The sequence below is a fragment of the Vibrio sp. 1731 genome (assembly GCF_033339955.1).
GTDB classification, from domain to species: Bacteria; Pseudomonadota; Gammaproteobacteria; order Enterobacterales; family Vibrionaceae; genus Vibrio; species Vibrio alginolyticus.
Genome location: NZ_JAWOVO010000011.1, coordinates 70169 through 83996, shown reverse-complemented (window position 1 = coordinate 83996; position 13828 = coordinate 70169). Strand labels below are relative to the sequence as shown.

Genomic DNA, 13828 nt, shown 5'->3' with positions numbered 1-13828 from the left:
AATTGCTACTGGCTTTTGGCTTTCTTAGACAAGAAATAGACACAAAGTAGTGAGGCGACACGATATTTGTCATCATTAAAGAGAAGCTTATAAATTTTGATCCTGTGGGCAAACTTTACACAAAAGATAGAAAAGCAAATTCAATGATCTATGTCCGGTGATATTCTCACCATGAATAGAGTATTAACTCTATTTCATACAATCAATAAAGGACATATTATGAAGAAAACCATCATTCTGTCTGTTCTCAGTACATTAGCACTTATTGGCTGCCAATCAGAGGAAACGCAAGTCAACAGTGTGTCCAACGCAAAAGCGGAAGATATCACTAAGACGAAACGGGCCCTAGCTCAACAATTGAGTGAGAATTATGCTGCCATTGAACCCATGCTGAGAAGAGATATTACTCCGCAACAGACTAACGTTTCTGTATCAGCATTTGTTAAGCAAAACCCTAACTCAGAGTTCAGCCGCCAGCTTGTACAAGCTGACACTCAAATTCGTAGCTGGAAAGGTATTTCTGAATACTCAGATCAGTTGTTAGAAGTTCGCTTGGCAAATGAAGCCATGATAACAGCATGGCAAAGTGGCGAGGTCGAGCCATTATTTGCATTTGAACCAAGTGGTGATGATGAGAATTGGCAATACATCGAAGCATTTGATGTTTATGGCAACATCCATCAACTCGATGTTTACCAGCTCCCTGAGGTACCTGTGCTTGTCGTTGATAACAATAGCTCTGCAGAGCTAAAAGCAGGCTTGCAAGCTATGCAAGCTGAGATGAAAAAACTCGGTCAACCAGCTTTAGTTCAACCATATATTGCTGATGAACAACGCCAAAATACACCGCTATTGTCAAATAGCGAAGCGGCTCCAATTCAAACCACGCAGTTGAAAAAGATCCGTCTAGCCGATGACAAAGAACCTTGGATCTCTGGCAAGGCAGAAATCTACGCTATCGTAACGGGCGTCAATCCAAGTCGTGATGAACCTACTCTCGATTTGGTGGAGCTTCCATACTTAGACTACGATAACCAAGATTACTATCCGAATCAGATCATTATTCACTGGTCTCGTTACCGCTGGGGTGCGGCAGACATTGTGCTCATGGAGCAAGATGACGGCACAGACTATAAACAATTGGCAAAACTCCTTGTTCAAGTTGCCGAAGAAGTATTGAAAGCGATTCCAGATCCAGAAGTTCAGGCTTACGCGATTATTCCGCAAATCACGAACAAGATCATCGACACTATCCCCGATGGTGTACTCACGAATGATGATGACTTCGTCGACGTTTACTACACTCTAATGCAAGATACTTCATACGTAGATCACCCAGGTGCAGGTGTGAATGCAGTCGTCACACTAGAACCACTAACGATTAACCCAACTCGTCCGTAACCTGTTCAATTTTAATGAGTCGTTGTAATCACATCGGCTCATTTTTCCCACTTCATCACAAAAAACAGCCTACAAAGAAAATTTTCCTTACCTGACTTTACTGTATAAAGAAACAGTATATACTGTTCTCTTATACAGTATTGTTCAGTTATACAGGTAAATAAAATGCTGGCTCATCTAAGTGTTAATAATTTTGCGATTGTTAAGTCTTTACAACTCGAGCTTTCTAAGGGCATGACCACCATTACAGGTGAAACAGGCGCGGGTAAATCCATTGCTATCGATGCTTTAGGGCTCTGCTTAGGCGGACGAGCCGATGCCGGCATGGTGCGACAAGGTGAAGAGAAAACCGAAGTTAGCGCCGCTTTTTTATTGGACAACAACTTACATGCAACACGTTGGTTAGAAGATAACGATCTGCTAGATGGCAGTGAGTGTATTTTGCGTCGTATTATCACAAAAGAAGGCCGCTCAAGAGCCTTCATTAATGGCAGCCCTGTTCCACTATCACAACTCAAATCTCTAGGGCAGCTACTTATCAATATCCATGGGCAGCACGCTCATCATCAATTGATGAAAAGTGAGCACCAAATGGCCATGCTCGACCAATATGCTGGGCATTTAAACCTACTAAAAAGCACACGAAGTGCTTACCAGCATTGGCGTCAGGCGGATAATAACCTCAAGCAGCTAAAAGAAAATAGCCAGCAAAACCAGGCGCAAAAACAGTTGCTTGAATACCAAATCAAAGAACTGAATGAGTTATCGCTAGGTGAAGAAGAATTTGCAGAGCTCGAGCAAGAGCATAAACGACTATCCAACAGTGGTGAACTCGCCACTACCTGTCAGCAAGCCATCGAACTTATTTACGAAGGTGAAGAAGTCAATGCGCTTGGTATTTTGCAATCGGCCAATCACTCCCTAATTCAATTAGCCGAATTAGATGAAAAGCTATCTGAGCTACCTAACATGCTGTCAGAAGCGATGATTCAACTTGAAGAAACGAAGAATGAATTACGCAGCTACTTAGATGGCATCGATGTTGATCCAGCTCGTATGGCTTATGTAGAAGAACGTTTTTCTAAAGTGATGTCTGTAGCTCGTAAACACCACGTAATGCCAGAAGAACTCTACCAGCATCATCAAGATCTTCTGGCCCAAGTAGAAGCGTTAGATTGCTCCGATGAACGTTTAGATGAACTTGCTCAAGAAGTAGAACACAAGTACCAAAGCTTTCTAACACAAGCAGAAAAACTGCACAAATCACGCAGCCGTTACGCAAAAGAACTGAACAAACTGATCACACAAAGCATGCACGAATTGAGCATGGAGAAAGCAGTATTCAGTATCGAAGTTAGCAATGACAACACGCACCCATCGCCGCTTGGCATGGACAGCGTGTGCTTCTTAGTATCGACCAACCCGGGACAACCATTGCAACCTATAGCAAAAGTTGCGTCAGGCGGTGAGCTATCACGTATCTCTCTAGCTATCCAAGTGATCACCGCTCAGAAAGTAGATACACCAAGTTTAATCTTCGATGAAGTGGACGTAGGTATTAGTGGCCCAACAGCTGCCGTAGTGGGCAAAATGCTACGCAAGCTTGGCGAATCTACTCAAGTATTGTGTGTCACTCACCTCCCTCAAGTTGCCGGATGCGGCCATCAACAAATGTTTGTTGCTAAGCAAACCAAAGCAGGCCAAACCGAAACCCAAATGCACGCATTAGATGAACAACAACGTGTGGCAGAATTAGCTCGCTTACTTGGTGGTAGTCAAATAACCGACTCAACGTTGGCAAACGCAAAAGAACTGCTTATCGCCGCTTAATAAATCGACAAGGGATGAGATATGGATATCAGAGCAATACACAAAACCAACTGCTTAGATCTCATCCCTATTTTTATTGAGTTAGAACATTACTACTTCAAAGAAAAAGCTTCATCAAAACACGATCTGGTCCATTATCTAAAGAGCCAAGTCTTCTCTGAACATTCTGGTGTTAATATCATTGCGGTTTACGATAATGATGACGTCGTAGGCTTTGCATCTTATACCGTCATGTTCCCTGCCCCAAAACTCTCAGGGCAGATGTACTTAAAAGATCTGTTCGTATCTTCGAAGGTTCGAGGAAAAGGGGTTGGTCTCAAGTTAATGAAGTATCTGGCATCTTTGGCGATCAAGTGTGGATGCCAAAGGTTGGACTGGACAGCTGAAAGTAGTAACCCTACCGCAGGTCAGTTTTACCGCTCAATTGGTGCAACACTAATTCATGAAAAAGAGTATTATCGTTTTTCAGGTGATGCATTACGCGAATTCGCCAAAACCGACTAACGAGTCACTAGGCTTTGCTCACCGCTGAAAGCGTCCATCACCCTACTTCCGATTGAAATTTGCTCTTCGTCACCTAACTAATACGTCATGTGGTGACATTTACCGCCTAATATCGGTGAATAAATGCAACTCAACTCAAAATTCGTTGTCAGATTGTCTACCATACGACGCATAGCTTTTTACATCTGCGTCGAGCTTGTTTATTATCAGCGCAGTATTTTAAAGGTTACTAAGAAATTATTATGCAATTAAAGAAGTGGTTAGTTGCCGTACCATTAGCAATGACATTGCTGACAGGATGTTCGGTATTGGAAAGACTGGTTTATCGTATTGATATCAACCAAGGCAACTATGTAGAACAAAGTGCGGTTGATAAATTAAAGTTTGGGATGACTAAAGCACAGGTTCGCTTCGTATTAGGGTCGCCAATGCTTATTGAAAACGGCTATCCAAACACTTGGTATTACATCTATCATCATACTCCTGGCCATGGCGAACCAGTACAGAAAGATCTGATTGTAAACTTTAATGACCAAGGCACACTCGCAGACATCAGTGGTGACTTTCCAAAAAGTGACGCATTTTACGAGCAAATTCAGTAAACTGACTTTTGCAAAAAAACCTCCCGTTTGGGAGGTTTTTTATTATATAGAAATCACGTTAGTCAAACTTTGAGTAACTCACATGAGCTATTGGGTTTATATTAATCCTGCTTATTTTTACGTACAGAACTAGGCTTGCCACCGGTGACTGGGTCTGCACTCCCCTCGACTTTAGCCTGCTCCGCCCGTTTACGGCGAATCTCTTTCGGATCGGCGAGTAACGGACGATAAATCTCTATTCGATCTCGATCTCGAACGGTCGCATCTAACTTCACGTTACGACTAAACACACCCACTTTGTTCTTGTACAAATCAATTTCAGGGTACAACTCCAATACACCGGATTGTCGAATGATCTCTTCTACCGTTGCGTGATTATTTACCACTAAGTTAAATACACGCTGTTCATGAGGAAGAGCATAGACAACCTCAACGTGAATCATATCTGACTCAATACTCATAACACTCGTAGACCTGTTTTGCGCGTTTAGTAAATGCATTTACCATATTACTAGTAAGCTCGTTAAAAATCTTACCGAAGGCCATCTCAATCATTTTACTTGAGAATTCAAACTCAAGCTTTAGTTCAACCTTGCAAGCTTGTTCATCTAGCGCGGTAAAAATCCAACCACCACGCAACGTCTTAAACGGGCCATCCACCAAGTTCATCATAATTGCCTGACCGGGGATCAACTCATTTGAAGTCGTAAACGTTTTGCTGATTCCAGCCTTCGCCACATCGACAGAAGCCACCATACCATTCCCCGAAGACTCAATGATTCTAGAGCCCGAGCAACCAGGCAGAAATTCAGGGTATTTAGCAACATCATTAACCAGATTGAACATCTGTTCGGCGCTAAAAGACACAAGCGCAGAACGGCTGACTTGCTTCATACATACTCCTATCGATACATGTACAGATTTAAAGCTACTCGCCAATTTTACTTTTATTCCACGATTGCGCAAATAAAAGGATTTCCTATCCGATATCCAACCCGTATAATGACGCTATTATGGCAAAGAAAAAAACGAAACAAAAAGCGGGTAGCAATACTATCGCGCTGAATAAAAAAGCTCGCCACGAGTATTTCATCGATGATGAAATCGAAGCTGGCTTGGAGCTCCAAGGTTGGGAAGTGAAAGCCCTTCGCCAAGGTAAAGCCAATATTTCTGAAAGTTACGTATTTATGCGTGACGGTGAAGCCTTTGTGAGTGGCATGACAATCACTCCTTTAAATCAGGCATCGACACACGTTGTGGCGAACCCTACACGTGTGCGTAAACTACTAATGAGTCGTCGTGAGCTGGATAACCTATTCGGACGTGTAAACCGTGAAGGTATGACATTAACGGCCCTCTCACTGTACTGGTCTCGCTCTTGGGTGAAACTAAAAATTGGCGTAGCAAAAGGTAAAAAGCTGCACGATAAACGTACGGATCTAAAAGAAAAAGACTGGGCAAGAGAAAAAGCACGCGTAATGAAGAGCGCGCTGCGTTAATCTTGACCACTTAAACGCATAGTACTGGACAGCCAATGCTTTTCTGTTACTATGCGAATATTACCTGGGGCTGATTTAGGATTCGACGGGAATTCAGAAGTCTGAGGTGCATGCCGAGGTGCGGTAGGCCTCGTTAACAAACCGCAAAAAAATAGTCGCAAACGACGAAAACTACGCACTAGCAGCTTAATAACCTGCTAAGAGCTCTCTCGCCCTAGCTTCCGCACGTAAGACGGGGAATAACGAGGGATCAAACCCAAACGCGCTAGCCCGGATTCTCCCGCCTGAGAGATGAACGGCGAATTTTAATTCAGGCTAGTCATTCATTAGCGTGTCGGTTCGCAGGTGGATGGCGAAATTAAAGATCGACTAAGCATGTAGTACCAATGATGAACGGTTTTCGGACGCGGGTTCAACTCCCGCCAGCTCCACCAAACGTTTGGAAAAGGCCACCTTCGGGTGGCCTTTTTTGTATCAACTAAAATAGTCTCTTTTTTCAAACATTCATGCTTTCTGAAATCTTACTACATGGATTACCGCATACCTTTGGCCCATGTAGGTTTACAAACTCGTTGAGTATTAATCAGTAAACAAGAAGTTCATAAGTACTAATCAAAAAGGCAGAAAGCATGGTACTAAAAGCCCTGCAACTTAAAAGTCTTCTGCTTACCTATCCTTTCTAAGAGATAACTAGATCTAAGTCTAAAGTCTATACTCATCTCCCTCGATGAATTGATTGATGTATTCATTGTTAGTCCCTACTCGCTTGTTTCATTACAACTCTATAGATGTAATGACTACAAACAGTAGTTACAAAAAATAATGTAATTCTAATCACAAAGTTAACCTTAGATATTGAACAGAAACACAACATATATAGATTTTTAAATTTCAAAATGAAAATATTGTTGTGAAAAATTAAGTTGCTGGAATTATTACAGTCATATTAGTGAGCATTGTAATGAATTTTGAAGAAAGTAAATTGAATGACGAACACGTTAATCAATACACACCGCAAATCAATGGTGTGTTAACAAAGAAAGGAAAACCACTTAGTAGCCTAAAGGTTAGCCTTAGTATTGGTTTAAGCATGTCAGGGAAATCAATAGACTTATCAACATTCACAGACAGTACTGGTCGCTTTGAGTTTTCTCCAGTCTATGAAAATAAAGACGTCATAAGCACTCCTCTCATTGATCGCTATGTAACTATTGTTTTAGTCGCAGAACTCAGCAATGATGAAAGTACTATTATTTGGGAAGGAAGCTTTGATGGTTATAAAATAGAGGATTACGTAAAAAATAACATGGCTAACCTTGCTTGTGACACTGAGAACCCTCTTAAGTACTTTGCTTTTTCAATTGATGATGAAGAAAACGATGACTACTACGTGAACAGCCAATGTAACTTATTTGGTTATATAGACTCTGACTTGTATGGAAATTAAATAATGCACTCATGATGCAACTCCAGTTCCTATGTCTCCTCTTTGGCCATTCATTCACGGGGGCATTGAGTATCGGTTAGAAGGAGGTTCTGGTATCGACTTCCACGCTCATGGACTAGAAAAAAAATCTGTTCCGGGTTATGTCAATAACGCTACAAGTAATGAGTGATCGGCACTACAATCTAAGCCTTAAACTTATCTAGAACGCAACGTATTTCTTGACTTCAACAATAGATATAACGCTCGGATGACTGATGGTTGGGTAAGTAAAATAGTCTCTTCAACTTTGACTTTACTAAGAATTTCAGGTCTGGGTCATATAATACAACAGATGCGACCGTAGGCCTTGCTACTTGGGTTCAATTAGCTAATTTCAGAGCTAAAAAATGAACGTAACGAACACGTACGCGGTATTATAGGCCACATAAATGTAATGTCAGGCAATGCGGAAATTAACCTATCTAATATTACTTGTAGAGCAATAAAGCTTTGTTTTTCAAGGTTAGTAAAAAGGCTAGACAGTCATGCTAGTAACGTATTAAATACCCTGGAGTAACAATAAAATAAATTAGCCATCGTTTTATATATACGCTTCATCGGTCTTAAATTATTTGAATGATAAATAATAAAAGTGCGAAGCTATTTTGCTTCGCACTTTTATTGAGTCCAGCACGGCTAACTATATTAGAAGCGATACTCTACACCTAGTGATGCTTGGTTAAAGTCTGTTTCCGTGTTTGCACCGTTCGCGACATTCTCCGCATTGAGTTCTACGTCGTACCACATATATTCTGCGTTAACTAAGAAGTTATCAGTAACTTTAAAACCCACACCGGCACCAGCGAATACACCTTCATCATCTTTGTTGCCTTGGAAGCCCGCAACGTTGTAATCCGTCGAGTACCACATTTGACCGCCTTTTGCGTAAAGGTCGACACGATCAGCAATGGGAGCGGTAACTTTTAGAGCCGCTGTATAGCCGTCCGTTTCGGCATTTGCTAGGTTATTACCATAGCTACCGAAATCAATGTAACCACCTTCCAACGCTAAGTAAGGATTAAAACGGTAACCAACTAAACCTTGAATAACATCGCTGTCATCATCAAAGTCATCTTGTCCATCAACTTTTAAGTAACCGTAGTTGGCGCCAACATATACACCATGATCGTTGGAGTCCGCAGCATGTGATAAAGTACTAAACGTTGCTAAAGAAAAAAGGCTAATCAAAGTAACAACATTGCTTTTCATTTCGTTCTCCTAATATAAGTTCCATTGAAGGTTCGAATAGTAAAGAGCAAATGCAATGCCAACTTTAAATTAATGAAAAATATATTTAATTTTATAGAATACTGACAATCCTCTAAAGAACGCCGAACAAAAACAGAAAAAACGATCTGTCTGTTTACTTTATATAAACAATACTAAATTGAGGTTAATCGATGATGTGAAAAAGATTCTTGTTAATTTGTAGATTTTTCAAAGAAATTAAATAAACATCTAAAATACTCTTGTAGATTAATCAGTCAAAAAACGCTTAGCTAGTTTTTATAAGAAAGGAAGCTAATCACACATACGTTGCATCTTACTTTGCTTCAAGCCGTGAATACTCTACTCTTTGCCTAAGCAGAGTTTAATGGAACTGAAGTATGTTAAAAGGCAGTGAATACCCTTCTATTCGAGCATTAAGGACGTTTGTCGCGGTCTCTAATTACCTCAGTTTCTCTAAAGCAGCGGATGCCCTATGTATTACGCAAAGCGCAGTAAGCAAACAAATCGCATCGCTGGAGCAATTGGTGGGTTTACCTTTAATACAAAGAAGGGCGAGTGGTATTGAGTTAACCGAAGAAGGCAAGCGTTATCTGCCGCAAGTCACAGAAGCTTTGGAGCTTATTCAGCATGCAACTGCCAACTTAATCCAGTCAGATTCAAAGCAAGAATTACTCACCGTGGACGTAACCCCTTCTTTTGCCAGCCTTTGGTTGATACCTAATATTGATGACTTCCACCAGCAACATCCTAACATCCGAGTAAGAGTCTGTACCGGGGATGGGAACGTCAAAGATTCGAGCAACGAAAGTGACTTACATATTCGCTGCCTTCCATTATCCACACATTATGAATACAGCCACTTACTGTGCGAAGAAACATTGTTATTAGTCGGTTGCACAAATGCTCCTGCAATTGAGAGTGTGCACGCTGTTAGTAATTATCCGTTTATACCTCAAATCACTCGCCCTCAGCTATGGGAGCAATTTAAAACTGTCTACACTGTAGAATCTCCCGTTACCTATCAACCTGTAGGCGTCGAACATTTTTACCTAGCTTGCGAAGCTGTCAGAATGGGAAAAGGGCTCGCCTTGCTTCCTGATTTTATGGCGCAGAATTCGATTTTAAGAGGGGACATTCAGCATGTTCTCAACCTCTCTTTACAGAGCGGTTATGGTTATTACGTGATGATTCCAAATTATCGACTTTCAGCTAAAAAAGTAGTGGCATTTCACGAATGGCTGAAGAGCAAGCTAAGTTAATGTTGTTTCTTTAAACTCGTTTAGGTAAACCAAAACAACTCAAAGACTTCGGTATCTGTCTGCTCAAATTTATGGCATTCTCATCCATACTATTTAAAAAGGATAAATGGATAGTAGGATATGGACAGCAACACGCCAAGACTCTCTTTACGCACCATTGAGCCGACCGATTACCCAGAGCTCGCGGAATTAATGGACCTTGTTTTTCCTGATGTTGGTGGCTCATGGCCACGCCTGACCATCATGGATCTTATTCATCAGTTTCCTGATGGACAAATCTGTATTGAGGATAACGGAAAAATTGTCGGCGCAGCGCTAACAATCAAAGTGGACTACAACCGATTTTCACTTCCTCACCTGTACACCGACATCATCACCGAGAACAACGTCATCCAAAACCAAGTGACCGGTGACGCCATGTATGGTCTCGATGTATTTGTTCACCCGGACTACCGTGGGCTGCGTTTAGGTCGCCGTCTGTATGATGCGCGTAAAGAACTTTGCCGGAGTAAGAATTTCAAAGCAATTTTAGCCGGTGGTCGCATCCCGAATTACCACAAATATGCTGACGAACTGAGCGTGGCTGAATACATCGACAAGATAAAACGCCGTGAGCTTCACGATCCTATTTTGTCTTTTCAGCTTGCAAATGACTTCGATGTAAAGCGTATTATGCGTGGTTACTTGCCAGAGGATAGTGCTTCTAAAGGCTACGCAACTCTACTGGAGTGGGATAACTTCTTCTACGAAGAGGATATTCAATCCGTACACGATGTAGAAAAAACGCTGATTCGGATTGGTGTTGTGCAATGGCAAATGCGTGCTATGAATGACTTAGAGGACTTGCTCGATCAGGCTGAGTTCTTCATCTCTTCTCTTGCGAACTACAAAGCCGATTTCGCCCTATTCCCTGAATTCTTTAACGCGCCGCTGATGGGATTGCAAAACGACCAAAATTCCGTCGAAGCAATTCGCTTTTTGGCTAGCTTTACAGAAGAGATCAAAAACCGCTTCTCGCAGATGGCCGTCACCTACAACATCAACATTATTGCAGGCAGTATGCCCGTCATCGAGGATGGCAAGTTGTATAATGTGGCCTACTTGCTGCAACGAGATGGTGAAATAAACGCTCAATATAAGATCCACATCACGCCCCATGAGCAAAAAGACTGGGTGATCGACGGTGGTGACAATGTTCAAGTGTTCGAAACCGATGCAGGCAAAGTCGGCATACTGATTTGTTATGACAGCGAGTTCCCAGAGTTGGGAAGAATGCTCGCCGAGCAAGGCGCACAAATTGTGTTCGTTCCTTTCTGGACAGACACAAAAAATGGCTACCAACGAGTACGAATCTGTTCCCAATCACGAGCCATCGAAAACGAATGCTACGTTGCAATTGGGGGCAGTGTCGGCAACTTACCTCGTGTTGATAATGTCGATATCCAGTACGCACAATCTGCCGTATTTTCACCGTCGGATATCTATTTTCCACACGATGCGACCTTGACAGAAGCAAGCGCCAACACCGAAATGATAATCTTCGCTGATGTTGATTTGACTAAGTTGAAACAGCTTAATACCGAAGGCTCTGTCACCAACTTACGTCATCGCCGCCTTGATTTGTATGGTGCATTCACCAAAGCCAAAGAGTCATAAGGATCTCCCTAGTTCGCCGCTACCAAAGAGCGTGGCGGCGAGTAAAGCCAGCTGCAGGTTGATTCTGCGCAATTATCAGAGGCATGTCAGTTTTTCTCAACGGTGAGAAACAAGAATTGACCCAATAGGACATTCGGAGTATCACTCCAACTTCGTTCCGCTTTTATTAGGGGAAAGCTTTTGGAACATATTAACGAACTTCTCGTGTCAATGAAGCCTTTGCTTGAGCAATACGGCTACGTTGCGCTGATTGTCAGTATATTTCTAGAAGGGATAGGTATCCCGATGCCTGGTCAATCACTGATGATCACGGCATCTTTGCTCTCGTCAGAACAAGTCATGAACCTAAGTATGGTAATGATGGTATCGTGGCTGAGCTGCTTTTTGGGTAATACCTGTGGTTACCTAATCGGCTATTACTTTGAAGGCTGGTTGGATAAAAAAGGCTACATTTCCGGCCCGAAGATGCAAACGCTTCAATTGACTATCCAGAAATACGGCCCTACTTGCTTGGTCGTCAGCCGCTTTATTGAAGGAATGAAGCAATTTATGCCTCTTGCATGCGGTATCGCGAAAATGCCACGTAGAGAGTTTTTGCTCGGTAACGCCCTCGCGGCGACGGTTTGGGTATTGGTATTCAGCTTGTTAACTCACTTTGCATTTGAGCATTTAAGCGTGTTGAGCAACCTGTACACCGAATACAAATATCTGGTATGGGCATTTGCTGCTGTCTTATTTACGTGGATGGTTTTAGGTATTGTTAAACGCAAAAAAGCCAAATCAATGCAATAACAACAGTCTCTTCATTAGCGCATAACTAAAGCTCGTGGTATCAGTGAGATACGCAACACGAGCTTTTATCTTTTTCTTTACGTGTAAAATTTAAACAGCCATTTAGACGTCTAGACGTTGACAATGTAGAAATGTGATATTAGTCTGCTCTTCTCTCTTATCATTAACATTGTCGTTTACATGTCCGGTTCCCAACAAACTACTAAAACAGTTGCACCGTCTGCGGTCGCACTGATCCCATTAATTGTATTCCTTGCGCTATTTATTGGCGTAGGCACTTACTTATCTTTGCAAGGCGTGGAATTTGCCTTCTACCAGCTGCCTGCACCCATCGCGGTATTACCAGCCATCATCATTGCGTTTCTTTTAAGTAAAGAGAAACTTAACCGCTCAATCGAACACTTCATGCGTGGTGTTGGCCACCCAGACATCATCGCAATGTGTATGATCTATCTGCTTGCAGGTGCCTTTGCTGCGGTAGCAAAAGCCTCTGGCGGTGTTGATGCAACAGTGAACCTTGGTTTATCCGCTATTCCAACCAGCATGATTTTACCGGGCATTTTTCTGATTTCTGCTTTTATCGCAACAGCAATGGGGACTTCGATGGGTACCATCGCAGCCGTTGCCCCCGTAGCGTTGGGTATTGCTGAATCAGCAGGAATGAGCTTACCGTTAACCGCAGGCGTTGTGCTGAGCGGCGCTATGTTTGGTGATAACCTTTCTATCATCTCTGACACCACCATCGCGGCGACACGCTCTCAAGGTTGTGAGATGAAAGACAAGTTTAAAGAGAACATTCGTATTGCTTTACCTGCGGCGTTGATCGCGATTGCAGTGTTCGCTTTCAACAGTACCGCGACTCAATTGCCTGCAACTGGCGATATTGAGTGGCTAAAAGTCTTGCCGTACATCACTATTTTGATCCTAGCGGTATCTGGTGTAAATGTGTTTGTGGTTCTGTCGATTGGCATTCTTTTGGCTGGCGGCGTGAGCTTGGCATCGATTGACAATTACGGACTGACTAATCTAGCCCAAGACGCTTACAAAGGCTTTGGTAACATGCAAGAGATCTTCTTGTTATCCATGCTGATTGGTGGTTTGAGTGAACTAATGCGTCGCCAAGGTGGTCTTGCTTTTCTAACAAATTTCGTTAGTAGCCTTATCCACGCGTTTGGCTCTAGCCACTCTAAGCATGCGAACAGTCGTGCAAGCGAGCTAGGTATTGCAGGTTTGGTTTCAATGGTCAATGGCTGTACGGCAAACAACACCGTAGCCATCATTGTATCGGGCAGCGTTGCTCGCCAACTGGCGGAAGAGAATAATGTCTCTCCTCGCCGCTCAGCAAGCTTGTTAGACATTTTCTCATGCGTGGTGCAAGGCGTGTTGCCTTACGGTGCTCAAGTACTGCTGCTAGGTTCCGTGTTCAACCTCTCGCCACTTGAAGTAGTTGCCAATTCTTACTACTGTTTTGCATTAGCGATAGCGGCTATTGTCGCGGTGTTTATCAAACATCCCGCTCGTCAACCTGTAGCGCAAACTGAGAACTAACGACAAATACCGAAAAGGCTC

At 42.5% G+C, this 13828-nt stretch carries 13 protein-coding genes and 1 other RNA gene; 11 read left to right on the top strand and 3 right to left on the bottom strand.

Features of this window, described 5'->3' with window-relative positions; translation table 11 throughout:
• The first annotated feature begins 219 nt into the window (after positions 1–219).
• From R7035_RS14440 to bamE, 4 genes are all read left to right on the top strand, one after another.
• A complete protein-coding gene (locus tag R7035_RS14440) occupies positions 220–1401 on the top strand; it encodes a DUF3103 domain-containing protein (RefSeq protein WP_017820586.1) in 1182 nt (393 codons plus the stop codon).
• A gap of 165 nt (positions 1402–1566) precedes the next feature.
• The gene (gene recN, locus R7035_RS14435; RefSeq protein ID WP_005383750.1) at positions 1567–3231 is read left to right on the top strand and encodes a DNA repair protein RecN; all 1665 of its coding nucleotides are present in this window, start codon (positions 1567–1569) and stop codon (positions 3229–3231) included.
• 21 nt (positions 3232–3252) lie between these two features.
• Positions 3253–3735 carry a GNAT family N-acetyltransferase gene (locus tag R7035_RS14430; RefSeq protein ID WP_005381636.1) on the top strand — a complete coding sequence of 161 codons (483 nt, stop codon included), beginning with the start codon at positions 3253–3255 and terminating at the stop codon, positions 3733–3735.
• 242 nt (positions 3736–3977) lie between these two features.
• Entirely contained in the window at positions 3978–4337 is a 360-nt protein-coding gene (gene bamE / locus R7035_RS14425) for an outer membrane protein assembly factor BamE (protein WP_017820585.1), read from the top strand.
• Positions 4338–4438: 101 nt separating this feature from the next.
• Here the strand turns inward: bamE and R7035_RS14420 are convergent, their stop codons facing one another.
• Positions 4439–4798, bottom strand: a complete 360-nt coding sequence (locus tag R7035_RS14420; protein WP_262651975.1) for an RnfH family protein — start codon at positions 4796–4798, stop codon at positions 4439–4441.
• A complete protein-coding gene (locus R7035_RS14415; protein WP_005381641.1) occupies positions 4788–5231 on the bottom strand; it encodes an SRPBCC family protein in 444 nt (147 codons plus the stop codon). The genes R7035_RS14420 and R7035_RS14415 overlap by 11 nt, the downstream gene beginning before the upstream one ends.
• Before the next feature lie 119 nt (positions 5232–5350).
• On the opposite strand from R7035_RS14415, the gene smpB reads away from it, so the two are divergent.
• The 3 genes from smpB (at position 5351) to R7035_RS14400 (ending at position 7283) form a co-directional block, all read left to right on the top strand.
• The gene (gene smpB / locus R7035_RS14410; RefSeq protein WP_005381642.1) at positions 5351–5836 is read left to right on the top strand and encodes an SsrA-binding protein SmpB; all 486 of its coding nucleotides are present in this window, start codon (positions 5351–5353) and stop codon (positions 5834–5836) included.
• Positions 5837–5902: 66 nt separating this feature from the next.
• Positions 5903–6270: a transfer-messenger RNA gene (gene ssrA, locus R7035_RS14405) on the top strand.
• Positions 6271–6797: 527 nt separating this feature from the next.
• A complete protein-coding gene (locus R7035_RS14400) occupies positions 6798–7283 on the top strand; it encodes a DUF6795 domain-containing protein (RefSeq protein ID WP_053302978.1) in 486 nt (161 codons plus the stop codon).
• A gap of 684 nt (positions 7284–7967) precedes the next feature.
• Here the strand turns inward: R7035_RS14400 and R7035_RS14395 are convergent.
• Positions 7968–8531: a porin family protein gene (locus R7035_RS14395; RefSeq protein ID WP_005381668.1), complete on the bottom strand. Its 564-nt coding sequence runs from the start codon at positions 8529–8531 to the stop codon at positions 7968–7970.
• A 398-nt stretch (positions 8532–8929) separates the two neighbouring features.
• Between R7035_RS14395 and R7035_RS14390 the strand changes: the two genes are divergently transcribed.
• The 4 genes from R7035_RS14390 to R7035_RS14375 all read left to right on the top strand — a co-directional run bounded on the left by R7035_RS14390 (position 8930) and on the right by R7035_RS14375 (position 13807).
• Positions 8930–9811 carry a LysR family transcriptional regulator gene (locus tag R7035_RS14390; protein ID WP_262651976.1) on the top strand — a complete coding sequence of 294 codons (882 nt, stop codon included), beginning with the start codon at positions 8930–8932 and terminating at the stop codon, positions 9809–9811.
• Between the two features lie 120 nt (positions 9812–9931).
• Positions 9932–11467, top strand: coding sequence for a bifunctional GNAT family N-acetyltransferase/carbon-nitrogen hydrolase family protein (locus tag R7035_RS14385; RefSeq protein WP_005381670.1), 1536 nt, complete (start codon positions 9932–9934; stop codon positions 11465–11467).
• Between the two features lie 204 nt (positions 11468–11671).
• Positions 11672–12259, top strand: a complete 588-nt coding sequence (locus R7035_RS14380; RefSeq protein WP_165935381.1) for a DedA family protein — start codon at positions 11672–11674, stop codon at positions 12257–12259.
• A 180-nt stretch (positions 12260–12439) separates the two neighbouring features.
• Positions 12440–13807: a Na+/H+ antiporter NhaC family protein gene (locus R7035_RS14375; RefSeq protein ID WP_318146169.1), complete on the top strand. Its 1368-nt coding sequence runs from the start codon at positions 12440–12442 to the stop codon at positions 13805–13807.
• The last annotated feature ends 21 nt before the right edge of the window (positions 13808–13828 follow it).

Coding starts and splice junctions, on each gene's coding strand:
- R7035_RS14375 (WP_318146169.1), top strand. CDS start 12,440: ATGTCCGGTTCCCAACAAACTACTAAAACAGTTGCACCGTCTGCGGTC.
- R7035_RS14395 (WP_005381668.1), bottom strand. CDS start 8,531: ATGAAAAGCAATGTTGTTACTTTGATTAGCCTTTTTTCTTTAGCAACG.
- R7035_RS14420 (WP_262651975.1), bottom strand. CDS start 4,798: ATGAGTATTGAGTCAGATATGATTCACGTTGAGGTTGTCTATGCTCTT.
- recN (WP_005383750.1), top strand. CDS start 1,567: ATGCTGGCTCATCTAAGTGTTAATAATTTTGCGATTGTTAAGTCTTTA.
- bamE (WP_017820585.1), top strand. CDS start 3,978: ATGCAATTAAAGAAGTGGTTAGTTGCCGTACCATTAGCAATGACATTG.
- R7035_RS14415 (WP_005381641.1), bottom strand. CDS start 5,231: ATGAAGCAAGTCAGCCGTTCTGCGCTTGTGTCTTTTAGCGCCGAACAG.
- smpB (WP_005381642.1), top strand. CDS start 5,351: ATGGCAAAGAAAAAAACGAAACAAAAAGCGGGTAGCAATACTATCGCG.
- R7035_RS14400 (WP_053302978.1), top strand. CDS start 6,798: ATGAATTTTGAAGAAAGTAAATTGAATGACGAACACGTTAATCAATAC.
- R7035_RS14385 (WP_005381670.1), top strand. CDS start 9,932: ATGGACAGCAACACGCCAAGACTCTCTTTACGCACCATTGAGCCGACC.
- R7035_RS14430 (WP_005381636.1), top strand. CDS start 3,253: ATGGATATCAGAGCAATACACAAAACCAACTGCTTAGATCTCATCCCT.
- R7035_RS14440 (WP_017820586.1), top strand. CDS start 220: ATGAAGAAAACCATCATTCTGTCTGTTCTCAGTACATTAGCACTTATT.
- R7035_RS14390 (WP_262651976.1), top strand. CDS start 8,930: ATGTTAAAAGGCAGTGAATACCCTTCTATTCGAGCATTAAGGACGTTT.